The organism is Nonomuraea dietziae, assembly GCF_014195505.1.
Classification (GTDB): domain Bacteria; phylum Actinomycetota; class Actinomycetes; order Streptosporangiales; family Streptosporangiaceae; genus Nonomuraea; species Nonomuraea roseola.
In genome coordinates this window covers 391,737-405,193 of the sequence record NZ_JACIBV010000002.1, presented here as the reverse complement: position 1 = coordinate 405,193, position 13,457 = coordinate 391,737, and the positions used below count along the sequence as shown (strand labels likewise).

At 70.7% G+C, this 13,457-nt stretch carries 12 protein-coding genes; 4 read left to right on the top strand and 8 right to left on the bottom strand.

From position 1 onward, the window contains the following. Positions 1 to 67 precede the first annotated feature (67 nt). Positions 68 to 658, top strand: coding sequence for an alpha/beta hydrolase family protein (locus tag FHR33_RS44545; RefSeq protein WP_183661368.1), 591 nt, complete (start codon positions 68 to 70; stop codon positions 656 to 658). 4 nt (positions 659 to 662) lie between these two features. Here the strand turns inward: FHR33_RS44545 and FHR33_RS44540 are convergent, their stop codons facing one another. Beyond that, positions 663 to 860: a DUF5999 family protein gene (locus tag FHR33_RS44540; RefSeq protein WP_183661366.1), complete on the bottom strand. Its 198-nt coding sequence runs from the start codon at positions 858 to 860 to the stop codon at positions 663 to 665. A 240-nt stretch (positions 861 to 1,100) separates the two neighbouring features. After that, the gene (locus FHR33_RS44535) at positions 1,101 to 1,670 is read right to left on the bottom strand and encodes a TetR/AcrR family transcriptional regulator C-terminal domain-containing protein (protein ID WP_246453708.1); all 570 of its coding nucleotides are present in this window, start codon (positions 1,668 to 1,670) and stop codon (positions 1,101 to 1,103) included. 148 nt (positions 1,671 to 1,818) lie between these two features. Between FHR33_RS44535 and FHR33_RS44530 the strand changes: the two genes are divergently transcribed. Continuing rightward, positions 1,819 to 2,217: a hypothetical protein gene (locus FHR33_RS44530; protein ID WP_183661364.1), complete on the top strand. Its 399-nt coding sequence runs from the start codon at positions 1,819 to 1,821 to the stop codon at positions 2,215 to 2,217. On the opposite strand, the gene FHR33_RS44525 is transcribed toward FHR33_RS44530, so the two are convergent. Further along, on the bottom strand, positions 2,171 to 3,262 hold the full coding sequence (locus FHR33_RS44525) for a DmpA family aminopeptidase (protein WP_183661362.1): 1,092 nt from the start codon (positions 3,260 to 3,262) through the stop codon (positions 2,171 to 2,173). The two genes, FHR33_RS44530 and FHR33_RS44525, sit on opposite strands and share 47 nt — an antisense overlap. Positions 3,263 to 3,701: 439 nt before the next feature. On the opposite strand from FHR33_RS44525, the gene FHR33_RS44520 reads away from it, so the two are divergent. After that, positions 3,702 to 4,499: a class I SAM-dependent methyltransferase gene (locus FHR33_RS44520; protein WP_183661360.1), complete on the top strand. Its 798-nt coding sequence runs from the start codon at positions 3,702 to 3,704 to the stop codon at positions 4,497 to 4,499. A 551-nt stretch (positions 4,500 to 5,050) separates the two neighbouring features. Here the strand turns inward: FHR33_RS44520 and FHR33_RS44515 are convergent. Together FHR33_RS44515 and FHR33_RS44510 are read right to left on the bottom strand one after the other, a co-directional pair. Then, positions 5,051 to 5,617, bottom strand: a complete 567-nt coding sequence (locus FHR33_RS44515) for a DUF1062 domain-containing protein (protein ID WP_312896059.1) — start codon at positions 5,615 to 5,617, stop codon at positions 5,051 to 5,053. A 1,850-nt stretch (positions 5,618 to 7,467) separates the two neighbouring features. After that, the gene (locus FHR33_RS44510) at positions 7,468 to 8,160 is read right to left on the bottom strand and encodes a carbonic anhydrase (RefSeq protein WP_183661356.1); all 693 of its coding nucleotides are present in this window, start codon (positions 8,158 to 8,160) and stop codon (positions 7,468 to 7,470) included. Positions 8,161 to 8,279: 119 nt separating this feature from the next. On the opposite strand from FHR33_RS44510, the gene FHR33_RS44505 reads away from it, so the two are divergent. Further along, the gene (locus FHR33_RS44505; RefSeq protein WP_183643426.1) at positions 8,280 to 9,194 is read left to right on the top strand and encodes an IS982 family transposase; all 915 of its coding nucleotides are present in this window, start codon (positions 8,280 to 8,282) and stop codon (positions 9,192 to 9,194) included. Positions 9,195 to 10,302: 1,108 nt separating this feature from the next. Here the strand turns inward: FHR33_RS44505 and FHR33_RS51260 are convergent. The 3 genes from FHR33_RS51260 to FHR33_RS44490 all read right to left on the bottom strand — a co-directional run bounded on the left by FHR33_RS51260 (position 10,303) and on the right by FHR33_RS44490 (position 13,417). Beyond that, entirely contained in the window at positions 10,303 to 11,709 is a 1,407-nt protein-coding gene (locus FHR33_RS51260; protein ID WP_246453707.1) for an RNA polymerase sigma factor, read from the bottom strand. A gap of 171 nt (positions 11,710 to 11,880) precedes the next feature. Then, the gene (locus FHR33_RS44495) at positions 11,881 to 12,210 is read right to left on the bottom strand and encodes a hypothetical protein (protein WP_183661354.1); all 330 of its coding nucleotides are present in this window, start codon (positions 12,208 to 12,210) and stop codon (positions 11,881 to 11,883) included. 49 nt (positions 12,211 to 12,259) lie between these two features. Then, positions 12,260 to 13,417, bottom strand: a complete 1,158-nt coding sequence (locus tag FHR33_RS44490) for an AMP-binding protein (RefSeq protein WP_183661352.1) — start codon at positions 13,415 to 13,417, stop codon at positions 12,260 to 12,262. Positions 13,418 to 13,457 lie beyond the last annotated feature (40 nt).

Below are 13,457 nucleotides of genomic sequence, written 5' to 3'. Positions count from 1 at the left end.
GTCGCTCCCGAGGCGTCGGCCGCGAGGCGGCGGATGCGGCGGGTAGCGACCCCGCTACCGTGGACGGATGGAGATCATGACGCCGCGGGGGGCGGCGCTGGCCGAGGTCGACGAGGCCGAGCGGCCGAGGCTGCTGCTGGTGCTCACCCATGGCTCGGCCGGCGGGGTGGACGCGCCCGATCTGCTGGCCGTGCGCGAGGCGGCGCTCGCGATGGGCGCCACGGTGGCCAGGGTGACGCAGCCGTTCAGGAGGGCGGGGGCCAGGGCTCCAGGCTCGCCGGCGCGGCAGGACGAGGCGTGGATCGCGGTGCTGCGGGAGCTGGTCGCGCGCCATCCGGGGCTCCCGATCGTCCAGGGAGGGCGGAGCAACGGGGCCAGGGTGGCCTGCCGTACCGCTGGGGCGGTGGGCGCCGACGCGGTGGTGGCGCTGGCCTTCCCGCTGCATCCGCCGGGCAGGCCCGACAAGTCACGGGCCGACGAGCTGCGGGCGGCGGGGGTGGACGTGCTGGTGGTGAACGGGGACAGGGATCCCTTCGGCGTGCCCGACGCCGCTGACGCCGCACGCCTGGTTGTGCTGCGGGGCGAGGGACACGATCTCAAGAAGGACCCCGCGAAGGTCGGCGAGGTGGTCGCCGACTGGCTCGCGGGGCGTTACTGAGGGCTCAGGCTGCGCCGACCAGCGGGTGGGGCCGGTGGGGGGCGATCGCGTCACCGCTGGGCAGCAGCTCCCCGGTGTCCTCGAACAGGACCACACCGTTGCACAGAAGGCTCCACCCCTGCTCGGGGTGGGAGGCGAGGGTACGTGCCGCCTCGCGGTCGGGAGCCTCAGCAGCCGGACAGGCCGGGTCGTGCGGGCACATCGGCGTGCCTCCGATATCTCTTGGGTGGCTCCCCGCACTGGGCAAGCGGCGGGGGAGCGGCTCGGGCTGTTTCGTATTCTGCGCCAAGTGTGCGGCGTGCGTCACAGTTTCCGACATAGCCCGTTCGGACGATTCAAGGAGGATCCCCGGGTGGTCCAGATCGTGTGACCCACGACACAGGGTGCCTTACGCAGGATAACGGTCCAACGTCGACACGCTGACGTTGTGGTAAACCCTCGACTACCCGCCCAGCCCGCGCAGCATCGCGTCCATGCCGCGCTCGAAGTCGGCGTCGGCCCTGGCGTCGCGACGCGTCCAGGTGTCGCGCTCGGGATCGGCCCATCCCGACTGCTGCACCTCCACCGCGACACTGCCGAAGACGAAGGCCCTCAGCGTGCGCACCGCCTCGGCGGCGTCGCTGAGCCCGGCGTCGGTCAGTTGCTCGGTCTGCTCCATGATGGCGATGGCCGTGGCGCCCTTCGGGGGTTTGGTCAGCGCGAGCGCGAGCACCCCGGGATGCTCCCTGAGCGCCTCGCGCTGCGCCCTGCACCACTGCCTGGCGGTCTCCTGCCAGGTGGGGGCAGGGTTGACCTGGATCGCGGTGACGTGCTCGGCCAGGGCGTCCATGAGCGCCTCCTTGCCCCTCGGCAGGTGGTGGTAGATCGCCATGGCCTCCACCTGCAGCGCGTCACCGAGCCTGCGCATGGTGAGCCTGCGCAGGCCCTGACCGTCGGCGATGTGGAGTGCGGCGTCGATGATGCGCTCACGAGACAGCGGGACGGGTGGTCGCTTGGCGGGCATGGAGATCATCCTGCCATACTTTGTAAAGGCGGTCACTCGTTTCGCTCGCCGTGTACGCGGCCGGCCTCCTGGCGCGCGGGGGAGCGGGCCCCGAGTGGGTGTTCGGGCCGGGGACGGCGTACGCTACCGCTGGCAACGAGTGAAAGGGAGCTGTCCGATGGCGTTTTTCCGTCCGCGTGTGAGCCGTGAGGCCGAGGTGCGCTTCCACGCAGACCAGGAGATCTCCAAGAGCTTCCCCGAGCTGCTCGCCAAGGCCAGGCAGGCCGAGGCGGTGCTGCGCGAGCTGCGCGCCGCCGGCGCTCCCGAGCTGGAGCTGCGCGCCGCCGGCCTCCACTTCGACAAGGCGCTCACCGACGCGCTGCGCGCCGCCGAGGCGGGGCAGCGGGCGACGTTCGGCGTGAAGTCCTACGACGACAGGCTCGCCCGCCGCAAGGCCAAGGCCACGCCCAAGGGCGCCATGTGGACCGCCGAGGTCGACAGGCTGCGCACGCTGCGCGAGGCCAACCGCCTCACCGGGATCCCGCGCCTGCCCCGTCCTGTGCCAGCAGCTCGATGAGCCTGCCGATCGGCAGGGCGGGCGAGCGGTGCCCGTTCCTGCCGATCATCTCCTCCGCGCCCGTGAGGGCGTTGAGCACGGCCTCCTCCACCGCCTGCACCACGGCGGTGTAGAAGGGGTCCATCCGGCCCCACGGCACGAAACGCAGGCTCTGGTAGTCGTCGTCGACGGTGAACCCGCTGGTCAGGGCGCCCTCGTTGGCCGTGGAGAAGGCCAGGAAGATGTCACCCGAGAAGTGGCTGCCCGTGGTGCCCGTCCTGGCCAGGCCCATCGGCACCCTGCGCGCCAGCGCCTTGCACTGGCCAGGCAGCAGCGGCGCGTCCGTGGCCACGACCACGATCACCGAGCCCGCGCCCGAGGGGGCGAACCAGTCGGTGGTGGACATCGGGTCGTCGTCGAGCAGCGAGGGCCCGACCCTGTGCCCGGCGACGGTCAGCTCGTGGCGGCTGCCGAAGTTGGCCTGCGCGAACACTCCCACGGTGTAGGTGTCGGGGCCGTGGCCGACCAGCCGTGAGGCCGTGCCCGAGCCGCCCTTGTAGGAGTAGCAGTTCATGCCGGTGCCGCCGCCGACGTTGCCCTCGGCGACGGGACCCGTCGCCGCCGCCTCGATGGCCTGGGCGGCGTGCTCGGGCCGTACGTGGGGGCCGTTGATGTCGTTGAGGTAGCCGTCCCAGGTCTCGGCCACCACGGGCAGCAGCCACTGCGCGGCCAGCCCCGGGTGGCGGGCGGCCACCCAGTCGATGACGCCCCGGTGGACGGTGCCGACGGCGTGCGTGTTGGTGATCATGACAGGCAGGCTCAGCGCGCCGCTCTCCTCGATCCAGGTGACGCCGGTCATCTCGCCGTTGCCGTTCAGCGAGTGGGTGCCCGCGGCGCACGGCAGTCCGACCTTCTGCCTTCCCCTCGGCAGGATCGCGGTCACGCCGGTGCGCGCGTCCGCTTCGGTCAGCGTCACGTAGCCGACCTCGACGCCGGGCACGTCGGTGATGGCGTTGTGGCGGCCGTGGCGACCATCAAGGGTGAGCGGCAGGTCGCGGGCTCTCATGCTGATCTCCTCAGGTCGTCGCACCGGGTGGCGAGGCGGCTCGAGGGCGCTGCCGCAACCGAGGTGGTGCGGCCGACGAAGGGTTCGCCCGCCTGCCGCTGGACGCCGCGCGTGTCGCGCCGTCCGGTGTCTCGGCAGGACCACCTCATTGTTCGGTACTCAGGCCGGCGACGGCAAGGTGCCCGGCGTGCGTCACCCGCACCGCCTCGCTCGCCTCCTGTGGCTCTGGCCGCTGAGCTGCCCAGGCCTGGTGGACGTCAGCGGGGTCGGCCTCCGCGGGCCGGCACGTGCGAGCGGCGCGGCGGGCCCGGCTGATCGTCAGCCGGCCTGGCTGGAGCGGGTTTTCAGGTGGCGCGCGATGGGGAGGTGCCTGCGTACGGCCTTCGGGGGTTGGGGCGTGCGGCACCGCGCCGTCACAGGCGCGCCGGGAGGAGCGAGCATGGGGTTCGAAGAGCTCAAGAAGCGGCAGAGCGTCATCTGGGGCACCGGCCCTTACGAACGACTGCCGGAGCACTACCAGCCGCTGCTCGACCACGTGGCGCGAGCGCTCGACGTTCGCCCCGGAGAGCGAGTGCTCGACGTCGCGACGGGGACCGGGGCGCTGGCGACGTTGCTGGCGCGCGCCGGTGGCCAGGTCACCGGGGTCGACCTCGCGCCCGCGCTGATCACGACCGCGAAGCGGCTGGCCGCCGACGACGGCCTCGACATCGCCTACGAGGTCGGCGACGCGGAGAGCCTGCCGTACCCGGAGGCGAGCTTCGACGCCGTCGGGTCCACTGTCGGTTCGATGTTCGCGCCCGACCACGAGGCCGTCGCCCGGGAGCTGGCGCGGGTCTGCCGGCCAGGAGGCCGGCTGGCGCTGGGGCACTGGAGCGACGAGCGCGGTGTCGTGGACATGTTCAACGTGATGAGGCCTTTCATGCCTCCACCGCCGCAGGGGGCCGGCTCGCCCTTCCAGTGGGGGAATCGCGAGTACGTCGAGCAGCGCCTGGGCGAGGACTTCGAGCTCCGGTTCGAGGAGGGTGACGCGCCCCAAGTCGGCGAGTCGGGCGAGGATGTCTGGGAGCTCTTCTCCACGGTGTACGGGCCGACGAGGACGCTCGCCGAGTCGCTCGAGCCCGACCGGCGCGAGGAACTGCACCGCGCTTTCGCCGAGTTCTTCGAGGGCTACAGGGACGAGCAGGGCGTCCGCCAGCCCCGGCCGTTCCTCGTCGTCATCGGGACCAGACGCGGCTGACGGGGGTAGGACGGGCCCCCGCCCGGACCGCCCGGTGACACAGAGGCTCAGCCGTTGATCCGGTTCAGCGGCCGGCCTCGTCGGGCGGACGTCGTGGCGTGGCCTGTTCGCCCCGGCGCGCGCAGCAGGCCCCGCCTTCGCCTCCGTGCGCGAGGCGGCCGGCGACGTCTACACCCGCGCGGGTGTGGGCGTCGGCGACCTGGACCTGATCGGGATGCACGAGTGCTTCACCACCTCGGACTCACCCCGCCCGGCGAGTCGTGGCGGGGCCCCTCCCCGTCCGGGCCATCCCGTCGGGGCATCGGCGTGCGCCTGTGACCTGCTTGTAGCCAGCTGGAGGACGCCCGCACCGCGCTGACGCTCAACATCGCCGGCAGCCGCATGGTCGCCGCGATCGTCCGGGCCCCGGTGACCTGCTCGTCTCTTCGCCGTCTCCGGTGCCGGCTTCGACGCGCGTGGGCCGCCCGCGATCTGCTCCGCCGACGTGCGGGGAGCAGATCGCGGGCGGTGACGGACCGGCCGGTAAGGGATGCAGGGCGAGATCCGGGCGGCTACACCGTCCCGCTCCCGCCCTGGACGACGGGAAGGACGACGAAGGTGAAGTTCGTGGTCGTGGTGCGGTTGAGGCGGACCTCGGACTTGATCCGGCGTTCGATCTCGCTCCGGCTGATGCCGAGGCCGTGGGCGATCAGCCGCTCAGGGCGGATGGGCACGGGGTCGAGGAACTCGACCTCCACCCGGATCGGCCAGCTCGGGTCGGCCGGCTGATGCGGTGGCGGCGTGTCCAGGCGCCATGCGTCCGTCCAGTCGAGGCTGAACCGGTTGCGCCGGGCGATCAACGGGTCCAGGAGCGTCTGGATGACCAGCGCAGGGTCGTTGGTCTCGAACGCGTGAAGCTGGACGGGATCCATGGAGCGAACCGGGACTCGCTCACGTACGGTGATCTTCGAGGTCTGGTCGCAGGAGACGCAGTGGACGAGCAGCCACACGTCGAGCAGCTTGCCGTTGGCGTTCACCCGGAACTTGCCCTCCGCGGCGGTGGCCACCGCTGACCGGCATTCCAGGCAGTGGAAGCGCAGCAGGGGCAGGCGGGTCCGCCGTACGGTCCAGGACAGCACGGAATGATCTCTATGGGGTTGTGAAGACATGCTCTCTCTCGGGCCTGACAAAGGCCGTCGTCACACGGCCTGAAAACGCTGAAGAGCCGGACCGTCCCGGCGGAGCCGACAGCTGCGGCACATGGGAACAGGACAGCCCGGTAGTGCCGACGGGGTCGGCGACGAAGCGCTGGGGAAAGGTGTCAGGCGGAGAGAGCGGGCGGGGTCACGCGGTGTCCTCACGACGGATTCGACAATGCCGACGGCAAGTTATGGGATCACTTGCCGAGCCCGCAATCGATTTATCCCACCCGAAGGCAGGCCCACGATCCTCGGCAGCAGGGCAGCAGGGCAGCAGGGCAGCAGGGCAGCAGGGCAGCAGGGCAGCAGGGCAGCAGGGCAGCAGGGCAGCAGGGCAGCAGGGCAGCAGGGCAGCAGGGCAGCAGGGGCGGAGCGGCCAGGCGGGGGGAACGGCGGGGGAGCGGTCAGGGTGGTGGAACCGCGGGGGGGATGCTGCCCGGGTGGTGGAACGGCCGAGGGGGGCCGGGTGGTGGCGCGGGCGGGGAGCGTCCGGGGTGGTGGAAGGGCCGGTGGCGGTCGTGGGGTAGGGCGCCTGGATGGTGGAACGGCGGGGGATGCTGCCCGGGTGGTGGAACGGCCGAGGGGGGCCGGGTGGTGGCGCGGGCGGGGAGCGTCCGGGGTGGTGGAAGGGCCGGTGGCGGCAGGGGGGGTAGAGCGCCTGGATGGTGGAACGGTCGGGGAGCGGCCGGGGTGCAGAGCGGTCGGGTGGTGGAACGGTCAGGTGGTGGCACGGCCGGGGCGGAGGGATTCGCGGGGAGCGGCCAGACAGGGAGCGCCGGGGTGCTCTCAATCGAAAGCTGTCCTGCGGCCACCGCGTTCAGCCAGCCGAGCCATGCCTCGCCTGGACGCGCCGACGCCTGCGGCAGGCGAGGACGACCTGCCATGGGCGGAAGAGACCGCGCCGGCCTGCCCACGAACGGGGACGGCCGTCGGTCCGCCCACCGGTCGAGGGAAAGGACGGCTGGGGGTCCGCCCGCGAACCGGACGGCTTGCTGATCCGGCCTGAACGGGATGATCGGTGTGCTTGCAATGGGACGGCTCGCTGGTCCGGCCATCACCGGAGCGGTCGGTCGATCCGCCCACGAACCGGGGAGACGACCCAGGTCCGAGATCCGATGGCTCGCGCGCCAACGAAGTGGGACGGTTGGTGGGTTCGGTCGTGGACTGGGGGAGGGGTCGCTGGGTTTGTGCACGGGTGGGGGAGTGGTTCGCTGGTCTGTCCGCGAAGTGGGCTGGCCGGTGGGTTCGGTGGTGGGCTGGGGGAGGGGTCGCTGGGTTTGTGCACGGGTGGGGGAGTGGTTCGCTGGTCTGTTCGCGAAGTGGGCTGGCCGGTGAGTTCAGTGGTGGGCTGGGGGAGGGGTCGCCCGGTCTGCGCACGGGCGGGAGAGTGGTTCGCTGGTCCGTTCACGAAGGTGGACAGCCCGCTGGTCCGTCGTCGCGAACCGGGCGAAGGTCCGCCCGGCCGTCCACGAAAAGGGACGGCCCAAGGAACGGCCGTCCGGAGGCGGTCGCGCGAGCTGGGCGAAGGTCCGCCCGGCCCTTCCACAAAGGGAGACGGCCCGCGGAACGGCCGTTCGGAGGCGGTCGCGCGAGCTGGGCGAAGGTCCGCCCGGTTCGTCCACGATCTGGGTAGCGGTCCGATGGTCGGCCATGAACGGGGACGTCTGCCGGTCCGCTTGTGAATGGAGGGACGGTTCGTCGATTCGTTCAGGAACGGTGAGGGCGGCGATGAGGCTTGTCCTGCCCTTCACCCGCGCAACAGCGTGCTGTCTCGTCCGATGGACGCGGACCTAAACGACGCGGGTGACCTCGCCGGTGTCGAGAGAGTAGTAGCCGCCCACGATCTTGAGCTGCTTACGGGCGATGCGCGGGACGAACAGCTTGTCGGCCTTCAGTTTGGCCACGACGTCGGCGGTGTTGATTCTGATCATCTTGTCCACGTTTCCTGAGGCGCGCCGGTACGCGGGACGGAGCGCCTCGACGATGTGATGGAGGTCGCCGGGAAGCCTCGTGCCCTCATGTAACGCGTGTGCGGCGGCCGCCACCGCCCCGCAGCGCTGGTGACCGAGCACCACGATCAAGGGGGTGTCGAGTTCGGCAGGGCCGTACTCGATCGCCCCGGACACGAGCGGGTCTATCGTCTGGGCGGCGCTGCGCACGCTGAGCAGATCACCGATTCCCGTGTCGAAGACGATCTCTGGAGGGACCCGGGAGTCGATGCACGACACGACGACCCCATAGGGCTCCTGTTTCTGGGCGGTCCCGGCGCGCCTGGCGAGATCCTGGTGCGGGCGGATCGAGGTGCCGGACGCCCAGCGCCGGTTGCCCTCCCTGAGCTTCGCCCAGGCCTCACTCGGGGTGGGCGGGCTCGAGGCGGGTGCGGTGGAAGGGGTCAGCCCATGGGCCACGCCCGCGTCTAACAGCAGGCCGCCGGCCACCAGACCGGTTGCGCAGAGAAGAGTACGGCGGTCTACGGTATCCATGGTCATGTATCCAGTATGCAGTATCCCGAAGTGGCTTTCCGGTGCGGATGGGCCCGGCCTAGATGAATGAGTCCAAGGCGTAGCTGCGGAGATAGGGCGAGGGCGCCCACCCTCAGTTTGTGACGACCAAGTTGGACACCCTCGCAACCGCACTGTATGTGAAGGTCGATGATCTACTGAAGGCCTCACCAGGCCTGGCCCCGTGGCGGCCGAAGACAGGTATCGGGCCCACGCTCAGCGACGCCGAACTGGTGACCTTGGCGGTCATGTCAGCGTTGCTGGGCTTCGTCTCCGAACGACGCTGGCTGCGCTATGCCCACGCCGAACTGGGCGGGATGTTCCCTTACCTGCCCGGACAGTCGGGGTACGGCAAACGGCTACGGAAGGCATCGGGGCTGGTCCTGCACATCATCAGGATGTTGGCCGCCGACACCACGCTGTGGAGCGACGATGTGTGGGTCGTCGACTCCACCCCGGTGGAGTGCGGCCGCTCCCGCGATACCGCTCGGCGCAGTGACCTGGCCGGGTGGGCCGAGTACGGCTACTGCGCCAGTCACTCCCGCTATTTCTGGGGGCTGCGGTTACATCTGCTGTGCACCCTGGGCGGGCTGCCGGTGATGTTCGCCCTCACCGGCGCCAAGGCCGATGAGCGCCACACCCTGCTCGGGATGCTCGATGCCGCTCCCGAGGTGGTGGCCGGCCATCCGGGCCAGTCGATCATCGCCGACCGGCAGTACTACGGGCGGGACTTCGAGCACGCGCTGACCGAGCGTGATCTGCGCCTGCTGCGACCGGCCCGCCAGGGCGAAAGCGAGCGGGCCGGAGCGCGGCTGTTCAAACCGCTACGCCAGACCATCGAATCGATCAACCAAACCTTCAAGGGCCAGCTCGACCTGGAACGCCACGGGGGCCGGACCCCAGCCGGAGTCCTCATCCGCGTGCTGTCCAGGATCCTCGCGCTGACCACCGTGATCTGGCACAACGACAAGACCAGCCAGCCGATCAAACGATCCCTGATCGCCTACGACCACTGAACGTGACCATACGCCTTGGACTCATTCATCTAGACCGCCATGGCGCCCCCCCGGGGGGTACCTGGTGCCCGTCAGCATCAGAATGACGTCCTACGCGAGGGCGCGGTGGTAGCTGTGGGTCTCCCACCGCCCGGCCTCCGGCCGGTCGGCCGCGAGGCCTTGGACGCCGTCTGCCCGGCACAACAACAAGGTCATCGAAGGGCAGACACTCACCTGCTGTGCCGATCGCCGGAGTCCGACCGCTGAGGTCTGACTGTCGGGATGGAGCGCTGGCCGTGACCGCCGGCGCGCGAGTGGCCGACGTCAAGGTGCAGCCGTTGGATGCGGACGCCGGTGTCTGGGCGTGGGTTTGCGGCCGGTAGGGTCCGGGCGTCCTGGGCCTGTCAGGGTGGGGCCGCTGGCGTCGGGGTGTCAGGGTGGGGCCGCTGGGGGTGCCGTCGGTGGGGTGCGCGGCGATGTCTGTGGGGTGTGACTGCTGGCGTCCGGGTGGCCGACGTCAAGGTGTAGCCGCTGGATGTTGCGTTGGTGTCTGGGCGTGGGTTGCGGCCGGTGGGCATCCGGGCGTCTCGCGACCTGTCGGGGTCGGGCCGCTGGCGTCGGGGTTTCAGGGTGCGGCCGCTGGGGTGCCATCGGCAGGGCATGAGTGGCGGTGTCTATTGCTGTGACGCTGACGTGCGGGTGCCGACGTCAAGGTGTAGCTGCTGGATGCAGGCGTTGGTGTCTGGGTGTGGGTTTGCGGCCGGTGGGGTTCGGGCCTCCCCACGACTTGTCAGGGTGGGGCCGCTGGCGTTGGGGTTGAGGCTGTGGCCGCTCGGGTGCCGTCGGTGGTGTGAGCGGCGGTGTCTGTGGGTGTGACGGCTGGCGTCCGGGTGGCCGACGTCAAGGTGCCGCCGTTGGACGCGAGCGTCGGTGTCTGGGCGTGGCTTGCGACTGATGGGGCCCGGGCGTCCTGGAGTGGGGGCGCTGGGTCGGGGCGTCAGGATGCGGGCGCGGGGTGCCACCGTGGGGTGCGAACGGCGGGGACCGTGGGGTGCGACCGTGGGGGTCCGGCCGGCTTCGGGGGTGGGAGCGGAATGCGAAGAGCCCCGGCCGGTGGCCAGGGCTCTTCTCAGCTCGCCCAGTCGAGCAGCGGGCGGGTGTTGCTCGGGTGGCGGAGCTTGGAGAGTGACTCCTTCTCCAACTGGCGGATCCGCTCGCGGGTGAGACCGAGGTGCTTGCCGATCTCGTCGAGGGTGTGCGGCTTGCCATCTACCAGGCCGAAGCGCAGCGCCATGATCCGCGCCTCGCGCGGCGACAGGTTGTCGAGCACGCCTCGCAGCTGGTCGCCCAGCAGTTGCCTGTCGACGATCTCCGACGCCTCCGGGGAGTCGACATCCTCGATCAGGTCGCCGATCGTGGTCTCGCCGTCCTCGCCGATGGTGGCGTTGAGCGAGATGGGCTGCCTGCTGGTGCGCAGCAGCTCCTCGATCTGGTCGGGCGTCTTGTCGAGCTCGACGGCCAGCTCCTCGGGCGTGGGCTCACGGCCGAGGCGCTGGTGCATGTCACGCTCGATGCGCGACAGCTTCGACAGCATCTCCAGCACGTGGACGGGCAGCCTGATCGTGCGGGCGGAGTCGGCGAAGCCGCGCTGGATGGCCTGCCTGATCCACCACATGGCGTACGTCGAGAACTTGAAGCCCTTGGTGTAGTCGAACTTCTCCACCGCGCGGATGAGACCGAGGTTGCCCTCCTGCACGACGTCGAGCAGGGCCATGCCGCGGTCGGTGTACTTCTTGGCCACCGAGACGACCAGGCGCAGGTTGGCCTCGAGCATGTGGTCCTTGGCCCGCCTGCCGTCCTCGACCACCATCTCCAGGTCGGCGCGCCTGGCGGGGGTGAGATCCTGCTCGCTGTCGAGCTTGTACTCCGCGTACAGGCCGGCCTCGATCCGCCTGGCCAGGTCGACCTCCTGAGCGGCCGTCAGCAGCGTGCGGCGGCCGATCGACTTCAGGTAGGTGTGGACGGAGTCGCCCATGACCGACTGGTTGTCGTCGAGGTCGAGCTGCTCCTGCTCGGGCTCGAGCTCGACGTCCTCGGCGCTCAGCTGGAGATCGTCGGGGGCCTCGACCTCGTCGACGGCCAGCGGGTCGGCGGCCTGCTCCACGAGCTCGGCCTGCTTGACGGAAGACTCGGCCGTCGCCTTGGCGGCGCTCTTGGTGGCACCCGTCTTGGCGGTGGCGGTCTTGGTGGCGCCGGTCTTGTCCGTGGCGCTCTTGGTGGTGGCGGTCTTCTTGCGCGTGGTGGTCGCCTTCTTCGGTGCGGGAACCTTCTTGCCGAGCGAGGGCTCGTTCTCGGCGGCCAGGCTCACCCCGGCCTCGGTGAGCTCGCGCAGTATCGAACGTCCCTCGGTGGGGCTGATCCCCGCTAGGGCGAAAGCCTCCCGGAGCTCCGCGAGGGAAAGGTGACCCTGAGCTCGTCCTCGGTCAAGGAGCTGGTCGAGGGTGGCAGGCGAGGTCGCCACGGCGGTTCGGGGCATGAGGACACCTCCTCCAAACGGAGTCGCAGTCAGTCAAAAGTTTGTGGTGGGGCGGATCCGGCCGCTCGGCGCACCAGTATCAATAACGTCATCTGCCGCATTTTGTTCCCGCGCCGGATGAAAAAGGGGCGGTCCGCCGGACCCGGCGGCCGCCCCCTGGGAGTGGACGCCCTAGTTGTCCACGTCGTTGAGCTGGCCGTTCACCTCCGGCATGGGCATCGGTTCGGCCTCCTCCATGCGCTGGTCGGTCCAGTAGTCGACCGCGTCCTGCGGGTCCTGGTTGACCTCATGGGAGACGACCTCGCCCGGATCCTGTCCGTCGGCGGGGGGACCCTGGCTTTCGGCGGGCTGGCTGGACGGTGTCGGGGCGATCACGACCTTCGTCTCCTGACTCACCTTCTCGAGCCTGCCCGCCGAGGCGGCCGCCGCGACAGAGACGCCGCCGACGACGATGACGCCGACAGCCGCCGCGGACACCCACATCTTGCGGGTTGGGTTCATGAAGGGCTCCTATCTTCCAGCTGCTCCTATAAGACGCATCCGGCGGGCCTCAGGTTCCGGTCCGAAGGGCGGCGAGATCGGTTTTACCATTCGGCAGCAGCGGAAGTGCGGACATCAGCCGCAGTTCGCGCGGGGCGGCGTAGGCGGGCAGCCGGTCGCGGCAGTAGGCCCTGAGCTGGCCGAGCGTGGGGGTGGCCGCGGGGTCCCTGGGGACGACCACGGCGACGACAGCCTGGCCCCATTCGGGGTCGGGGCGGCCGACGACGGCCACGTCGGCGATCTGGGGATGCCGGGCGAGCACCTCGGTGACCGAGGCGGCGACGACCTTCTCGCCGCCCGTGTTGATGACGTCGTCGGCACGGCCGAGCACCCTCAGCCTGCCGTTCTCGATCGAGCCCAGGTCGGAGGTGGCGAACCAGCCGTCCTCCAGGACGGCCCCCGCCTCGCCCGAGCGGTAGCCGGAGAACAGCACGGGCCCTGAGACGAGGATCCTGCCGTCGTCGCGAATCTTGAGATCCACCTGGTCGAGGGGGCTGCCGTCGTAGACGCAGCCGCCGCTGGTCTCGCTGCTGCCGTAGGTGGTGACGATCCTGGCCCCCGCCTGCCTCGCGGCCTCCAGCAGCCCCGGTCTGGGGGCGGCGCCGCCGAGCAGGATGGTGCGGAAGACGCTCAGGTCGGCGCCCGACTCCATGAGGCGGTGCAACTGGGTGGGGACCAGGGAGACGTGCTCGGCGCCTGAGCCCGCGACCGCCGCGGGGTCGAAGCGCTCGTGGATGATCGGCTCGGCGCGGCTGAGGAGCGACCTGACCAGCACCTGCAGGCCGGAGACGTGGGAGGGCGGCAGGCAGCACAGCCAGCGTTCGCCGGAGGCGGCGCCCAGGCGGCGCAGGGAGGAGGCGGCCGAGGCGCTGAGCGCGGAGGCGGTCAGCATGACGCCCTTGGGCGCGCCCGTGCTGCCCGAGGTGGCGATGACGACGGCGATGTCGGCGCCGACGCCGGGGCCGCCTGCCTGCCGTACGCCCTCGGTGGTCTCGATCTCCGTCGGGCGCAGCGTCGCCAGCGCCGCCTCGGGGCGGTCGGGGGACAGGGGGAGGACGGCGGGACCCTCGCCGGACAGCGCCGCCTCGATCGCCTCGAACAGCCGCTGCCCCGGGGGCAGGACGAGCGCCCGCAACGGACGGTCCGGATGCGACGGGTTCCTCCACATGCTCGTAAGGTTAGTGGCGACAGCGGGTGGTCATGGGAAA

Excerpts from the sequence above, each read along its gene's own strand:
- FHR33_RS44535 (WP_246453708.1), bottom strand. The coding sequence starts at position 1,670 with ATGATCTCCATGCCCGCCAAGCGACCACCCGTCCCGCTGTCTCGTGAG.
- FHR33_RS44510 (WP_183661356.1), bottom strand. The coding sequence starts at position 8,160 with ATGGATACCGTAGACCGCCGTACTCTTCTCTGCGCAACCGGTCTGGTG.
- FHR33_RS44525 (WP_183661362.1), bottom strand. The coding sequence starts at position 3,262 with ATGAGAGCCCGCGACCTGCCGCTCACCCTTGATGGTCGCCACGGCCGC.
- FHR33_RS44545 (WP_183661368.1), top strand. The coding sequence starts at position 68 with ATGGAGATCATGACGCCGCGGGGGGCGGCGCTGGCCGAGGTCGACGAG.
- FHR33_RS44540 (WP_183661366.1), bottom strand. The coding sequence starts at position 860 with ATGTGCCCGCACGACCCGGCCTGTCCGGCTGCTGAGGCTCCCGACCGC.
- FHR33_RS44530 (WP_183661364.1), top strand. The coding sequence starts at position 1,819 with ATGGCGTTTTTCCGTCCGCGTGTGAGCCGTGAGGCCGAGGTGCGCTTC.
- FHR33_RS51260 (WP_246453707.1), bottom strand. The coding sequence starts at position 11,709 with ATGCCCCGAACCGCCGTGGCGACCTCGCCTGCCACCCTCGACCAGCTC.
- FHR33_RS44520 (WP_183661360.1), top strand. The coding sequence starts at position 3,702 with ATGGGGTTCGAAGAGCTCAAGAAGCGGCAGAGCGTCATCTGGGGCACC.
- FHR33_RS44490 (WP_183661352.1), bottom strand. The coding sequence starts at position 13,417 with ATGTGGAGGAACCCGTCGCATCCGGACCGTCCGTTGCGGGCGCTCGTC.
- FHR33_RS44495 (WP_183661354.1), bottom strand. The coding sequence starts at position 12,210 with ATGAACCCAACCCGCAAGATGTGGGTGTCCGCGGCGGCTGTCGGCGTC.